The sequence below is a fragment of the Pseudomonas nicosulfuronedens genome (genome assembly GCF_005877905.1).
Classification (GTDB): domain Bacteria; phylum Pseudomonadota; class Gammaproteobacteria; order Pseudomonadales; family Pseudomonadaceae; genus Pseudomonas; species Pseudomonas nicosulfuronedens.
In genome coordinates this window covers 1-5123 of sequence record NZ_SWDV01000080.1, presented here as the reverse complement: position 1 = coordinate 5123, position 5123 = coordinate 1, and the positions used below count along the sequence as shown (strand labels likewise).

Below are 5123 nucleotides of genomic sequence, written 5' to 3'. Positions count from 1 at the left end.
TTACGTGGGTCATCCAGGGCGCGCTTTCCAATCATGGAAAAGCCTTGGCAGGGAGCGCCTCCAAAAACAACGTCAATTTCGCGATTGCCGATACCTGCTTGACTGCGGATTTCGTCCCCAGTGATATCTGTAACGCTGGCGCAGATCGTTGCGCAACGAGGAAAGTTGAATTTGTGCGTAGCGCAGTGGATGGGATCAATTTCCACGGATGCAGCGATATCAAAGCCTGCCTGCTCGAAGCCCAGCGATAGGCCCCCCGCGCCTGCGAAAAGGTCGATACCTATGGGACGGGAGGAGCTACTTGCTTTGGATGAAGTCATTTAATCTTTTCGCCAGCGTTTCGGTGTCTTTCAGCTCGCATTGCCAGATGGTGAGGACTCTCCAGTCCTTACTCTCCAGCTCCGCAATTTTTGCCGTGTCTCGTGCGCGATTGCGGTCGATTTTGGCCTCCCAGAAGTCGACGTGCGATTTGGGAAGGCGGCCGTACCGGCAACCGCGGTGACCATGCCAGAAGCAACCATTGACGAAAATGACTTTCTTTCGGCCAAGAAAAGCAAGATCGGGGCTACCCGGCAGGTACTTAGGGTGCAGACGATACCGGTAACCCATGGCGAAGACCAAGCGCCTTACGACGAGCTCAGGTTTGGTGTTCTTTGAACCGATCCTGCTCATCAGCCAGCTACGGTGTTCCGCAGTGAGTCTGTCCATCAGGTAGATCGCTCGGTTAGCTCTGTCCTTTGCTGAACCAGCGCAGTGCCACCGTCCTGGTTAGCTCTATCCCGCGCTGGGTGCGGCTAATTTGGCATCCGCCTCCTCATAGCCAGGAGCTACCTGGCCACGCGCAGGGTCAACGTCACCTTTTAGGAGCCAAAGCTCGTATTGAGGAAAGACGCGCAGCAGCTCTTCTAAATCCTCAATCCGCGCTTTTACCTTTCGGTTGGTCGCAACGGTCTGCCATCGCTGTCTTTCCGTAATAGCGGTGGTTTCGGCCAGCTTTGTCGCGCCGATAAATCGGACAAGCGTTCTAACCCGCTCTTCAATCATTCCAAATGGCTCTAAAAACTGATAAATAATTTATTGATGAATTATTTATCAGTGCTAGGATTTGTTCGTGATAAATAATTTATTAGGACACTTCGCCCTAGTGGAATGAATAGTGACGGAACGAGCATGGAACTGGAAGAGCTGAACCCCAGCGCCCTGGTAGGGCCGCAGCAAGATTTGGAGCGCATCGAAAAGTGGGCTGATCGAAACGGCATCAGCTACGGCATTGCCCGAGCCTGGGTATACCGGGGCATCTTGCCTTCCGTGAAGCTCGGCAAGCTGCGCGTAGTGAATAGCGCATTGCTCCGCGCCTGGTTGCTGGAACAGGAGTGGACGGCATGAACGACGGAATGGGAGAACGACTGTGAGCAAGGAGAGATGGAATCTGGACCTGTGCGGCATCGCCACCTTCGCGGAGATGTGCAGCGTGACGTACGACGAAGCGGCCCAGTGGGCGGAGGACGGCACCGTCCCGAGTATCCAGATGGGCTGCTTCCGCATGATCAACCTTGCACGCTTCCGTGATGACTTGGAGCGCGGCAAAGCCACCTTCGGTGCAGGGGACTACAGCGATGAATAGCCAACGCATCGTCTTGGACGCCGACAGCGCCCTGCCTTATTTGGGTAAGACCGTACTCGTTGAGTTGGCCTGGGAACAGGACCCGGAATCGCTCTGGTGCTGCATGCACATTGTGGGTGTTGCGCTGCCGCTGGCCGGCATCCAGGAAGAACCGTATTTCCTGGTAAAGCACGTCAACAGCGATGAGCAGTTTCCTCATGAGATGTTCTGGTCAAACGTGCGCACGATTCGGGTGATGCGGTACCGCGACCGGCAAGGTTCCGGCAACGTACTGGGCCGCGTCACCCACCCTAACGAGACGCGCTCAAGGGCCGCGCTCCCGGCTCGTCGGAACAGCCCTACCGTTCCGTCGAACGGAAGCACGGGCGCAGCGAACCCTTGAACGCATGCCCCTCATCAGCCTCGGCCGGTGAGTGTGGGGCAGCTTCTCCGCCCCGCGCTCCCGAGCCCTCGGCGGCAAGAGCGGGATGACAAGGGCAGCGCCCTTGGTGTGTTGGAGGCGTCCGCCATCAAGAAAGCTGATGGCTCGGAACGCCTGCTCGTGACCTCGAATGTCGTTCCGTCACTATTCGTTCCAGTGCGTCTAGAACGGGCTTTCAGCCATCAAATCAAACAATTAGTCGCGCCGCCGGCTGTTTGATTCAATACCCATATCCCACTGCAAAACCTCGATAGCGCAGATGAACTGGCGAGCGCGCCTGTTTATCCGTGCCGGGTCAACTCATGCCTGCGAAAAGGCAACGGAGGCAGCGCGATGCAACTACCCGATTGGACCTATGACCTTGTGCTGGTGGCGCTGGCCTACCTGTTGGGCGCGCTTTCGGCCCTGGGCTCTTCCTCGCCAGCGGTGGCGTTTCCCTATTGAGGTGCATGAGCCGGGCGTGGGCCGCGACGCCGGCCGGGAGCGCAAGGCACGAGCGGTAGGCCGAAGGCGCGGCCGACGCCCCCTGTAACACGTCGGATAACCCACTGATCACTGTTTCATTACGTAGCTATTTGGAGCACTTCAATGACCAAGCCAAAGCATCAAGTCCGTGTCACGGTTAAGTCCGCTGGCGAGATTTACGAGTCGCCCGAGGGGCGCCTGTTCTTCGACGACAAGCTGGCCAAGTTCACTGATCTGTCCGGCGTGCGGCTGCTGCGCTGCGGTGTGGATACGGTCCGCCAGCTGTACAACGGCATGATCCGTCTCGAAGTGATGGCGCTGTTCGATGAGCCGGAAGACATCGTGGAGTTCGCTGGCTACCAGTGGGTCAAGGGCAGGGTAGGGCGCGACTCCGGCTACCAGTACCGCCTGCAGAACGCCGACACGGGCCTGATTCTGCTGATCAAGAATCACAACGTGAAGCTGGAGAACATCGGGCCGCATCTCAAGATTGAGGTGTCTCCACACGCCCTGGACGGAGCTGATCCTGCGATCCTGCAAGGGATGCTCGATGACCTGGCTAGCGCCGTGCTCGCTCACTGCGAAACGAACCAGTGTGCTGTGCATCTCGCACTGGACGTACAGGGCTGGACGCCGTCCGCGGACATCGTAGAGCGCATGCGCTGTCGCTCGACTCGTGTGCGGCAGATCAGCGGCATTGACCGTATCGAGTTCCACGGCAACGCCTCGGTTTATGGGCGCGGTGAAACCTTCATGTTTGGCTCGGCCAACGGCATGCAGCTCTGCATCTACAACAAAACGCTCCAAGCACGCGCCACCGACAAGCTCGATTACTGGAGCAACGTATGGGCGTCACTGAATGGCGATCCCTTCGGTGATGGAGAACCCGCCTACAACCCGGAGGAAACGGTGTGGCGTATCGAGTTCCGCTTCCATCACTCGATAGTCCAGCAGTTCTCCGAAGGCTCCAAATTGTCCTCTGGAGAGGTGATTGGCTGCCGCACCTATGCCGGCCTATGCCCGCACCTGCAAGGCCTGTGGGAATACGCCTGCGACAGCTTCCGGCTGCTGCTGAAAGATCCGAAGTGGTACGACCCGTTCTGGTCGCTGATCACTCTGGATACCAAGGTCCAGGTAGAGGCCGATCCGCTGATTGAGCGCACCGAATATCGCCGCTACTACAAGACCGCACAGGGCTTCTCCGGCAAGAACTGTGAGATGTTCCTGGGCCAGTTCGCCAGCCTGATCGCGCGGGAGCGCATCCCCTCAAAAAAGGCACTTGAGGTCGGGAGAACGCTCCCCTTCTGGCACGTGATCGAAGACCACTACACCGCCAAGGGCTACAGCACTCGCGACCTCGAAAAGCACATCTGCGGGCTGATCAATGATCGGTACTTGAGACGGGGATACGCCATCTGATGAGTATCACCAAGCTCCCAGATGGTCGCTGGTTCGTCGATGTCGAGCCGATCAAGGGCAAGCGTTTCCGGAAGCGGTTCAAGACCAAGATGGAAGCGCAGCAGTTTGAAGCCAATGCTCGCCAGAAGTGCTCTGAGAATCCGGGTTGGACGATCAAGCCCAAGGATCGTCGCAAGCTCTCCGAGCTAGTCGAACTCTGGTACGAGCTGCATGGCCAGACTCTCGCGAACGGTAAGCGCTGTGTGGCGATTCTGCGGCTGATTGCGAAGGATTTGGGTGACCCGGTGGCGGTAGCCCTGGAGCCGGCGAAAGTGGCCCGTGTGCGTTCCTTGCAGGTCGCTAAAGGCATGTCGGGCAAGTACGCCAACAACCGCCTTGGCTACCTCAAGTCGATGTACAACGAGCTACGACAGCTGGGGACCATCGACTACGAGAATCCCGTTGGACGCATGCGTCCCCTGAAGCTTCAGGAGAAGCCGCTGTCATACCTGACCAAGCATCAGGTATCCGAGCTGCTGGCCGCGCTCGATGCTCGAACCACATCGCCACATCCGAAGATGGTCGCTCGCATCTGCCTCGCAACCGGTGCTCGATGGGGAGAAGCGCAGGCACTGACCCTGGATCGGTTGAAGGGCAACACGGTGATCTTTGCCAACACCAAGTCGAAGCGCGTTCGCTCGGTGCCAATCTCGGAAGCCTTGGCCAAAGAGATTCGTCAGCACTGGCAGACTCACGGACCGTTCACCAACTGCCTTGGCGTGTTTCGCATCGTGCTGCTGTCGACGTCGATCAAGCTTCCGCGAGGGCAGGCCAGCCACGTGCTACGCCACACGTTCGCGAGTCACTTCATCATGAACGGCGGGCACATTGTCACGTTGCAACACATCCTGGGGCACGCCTCGCTCTCAATGACAATGAGGTACGCTCACCTCTCTCAAGACCACCTGACTGAGGCAGTAAGGCTGAATCCATTATTTCGAGAGGGTTAGATTTTCGAAGTTGTGAACTCTAATGGTTCATTTCGAGTTCTCTGGAGGGATCTCAGTATTGTTGAGCAGCTTTCAAGCTGATTTCTGATGTCCCTTAAATGGAGTCTCTGGTTAGAGTTTCCAGTGGTGAGCTCCGTAATGTTGGGCGGCACATGCCCGAACTTGCGGATGATCGATTGTTGCAGGTGCCTGTGATTGTTGTCGG

At 57.6% G+C, this 5123-nt stretch carries 8 protein-coding genes; 5 read left to right on the top strand and 3 right to left on the bottom strand.

Annotated elements, in window-relative coordinates:
• The 3 genes from FAS41_RS30185 to FAS41_RS30175 form a co-directional block, all read right to left on the bottom strand.
• Nucleotides 1-320, bottom strand: a 320-nt coding sequence (locus tag FAS41_RS30185) for a DNA cytosine methyltransferase (protein ID WP_138526936.1), incomplete at its 3' end; no start/stop codon positions are given.
• Nucleotides 298-708: a very short patch repair endonuclease gene (locus tag FAS41_RS30180; protein ID WP_138526935.1), complete on the bottom strand. Its 411-nt coding sequence runs from the start codon at nucleotides 706-708 to the stop codon at nucleotides 298-300. The genes FAS41_RS30185 and FAS41_RS30180, both read right to left, overlap by 23 nt.
• A 66-nt stretch (nucleotides 709-774) precedes the next feature.
• On the bottom strand, nucleotides 775-1044 hold the full coding sequence (locus FAS41_RS30175) for a DNA-binding protein (protein ID WP_138526934.1): 270 nt from the start codon (nucleotides 1042-1044) through the stop codon (nucleotides 775-777).
• A gap of 126 nt (nucleotides 1045-1170) precedes the next feature.
• On the opposite strand from FAS41_RS30175, the gene FAS41_RS30170 reads away from it, so the two are divergent.
• The 5 genes from FAS41_RS30170 (at nucleotide 1171) to FAS41_RS30145 (ending at nucleotide 4918) form a co-directional block, all read left to right on the top strand.
• Nucleotides 1171-1386, top strand: coding sequence for a hypothetical protein (locus tag FAS41_RS30170; protein WP_023084896.1), 216 nt, complete (start codon nucleotides 1171-1173; stop codon nucleotides 1384-1386).
• 22 nt (nucleotides 1387-1408) lie between these two features.
• The gene (locus FAS41_RS30165; protein WP_138526933.1) at nucleotides 1409-1624 is read left to right on the top strand and encodes a hypothetical protein; all 216 of its coding nucleotides are present in this window, start codon (nucleotides 1409-1411) and stop codon (nucleotides 1622-1624) included.
• Nucleotides 1617-2006: a hypothetical protein gene (locus FAS41_RS30160; RefSeq protein WP_138526932.1), complete on the top strand. Its 390-nt coding sequence runs from the start codon at nucleotides 1617-1619 to the stop codon at nucleotides 2004-2006. Before FAS41_RS30165 ends, FAS41_RS30160 begins: the two co-directional genes overlap by 8 nt.
• A gap of 627 nt (nucleotides 2007-2633) precedes the next feature.
• A complete protein-coding gene (locus FAS41_RS30150) occupies nucleotides 2634-3929 on the top strand; it encodes a hypothetical protein (RefSeq protein WP_017520619.1) in 1296 nt (431 codons plus the stop codon).
• Nucleotides 3929-4918 (top strand): phage integrase, encoded by a 990-nt coding sequence (locus tag FAS41_RS30145; protein WP_138526931.1) that lies wholly within the window; start codon nucleotides 3929-3931, stop codon nucleotides 4916-4918. The genes FAS41_RS30150 and FAS41_RS30145 overlap by 1 nt, the downstream gene beginning before the upstream one ends.
• Nucleotides 4919-5123: the final 205 nt, after the last annotated feature.

What these genes read in the sequence shown, in the direction of transcription:
- FAS41_RS30180 (WP_138526935.1), bottom strand. Translation starts at nt 708, where the DNA reads ATGGACAGACTCACTGCGGAACACCGTAGCTGGCTGATGAGCAGGATC.
- FAS41_RS30175 (WP_138526934.1), bottom strand. Translation starts at nt 1,044, where the DNA reads ATGATTGAAGAGCGGGTTAGAACGCTTGTCCGATTTATCGGCGCGACA.
- FAS41_RS30170 (WP_023084896.1), top strand. Translation starts at nt 1,171, where the DNA reads ATGGAACTGGAAGAGCTGAACCCCAGCGCCCTGGTAGGGCCGCAGCAA.
- FAS41_RS30160 (WP_138526932.1), top strand. Translation starts at nt 1,617, where the DNA reads ATGAATAGCCAACGCATCGTCTTGGACGCCGACAGCGCCCTGCCTTAT.
- FAS41_RS30150 (WP_017520619.1), top strand. Translation starts at nt 2,634, where the DNA reads ATGACCAAGCCAAAGCATCAAGTCCGTGTCACGGTTAAGTCCGCTGGC.
- FAS41_RS30145 (WP_138526931.1), top strand. Translation starts at nt 3,929, where the DNA reads ATGAGTATCACCAAGCTCCCAGATGGTCGCTGGTTCGTCGATGTCGAG.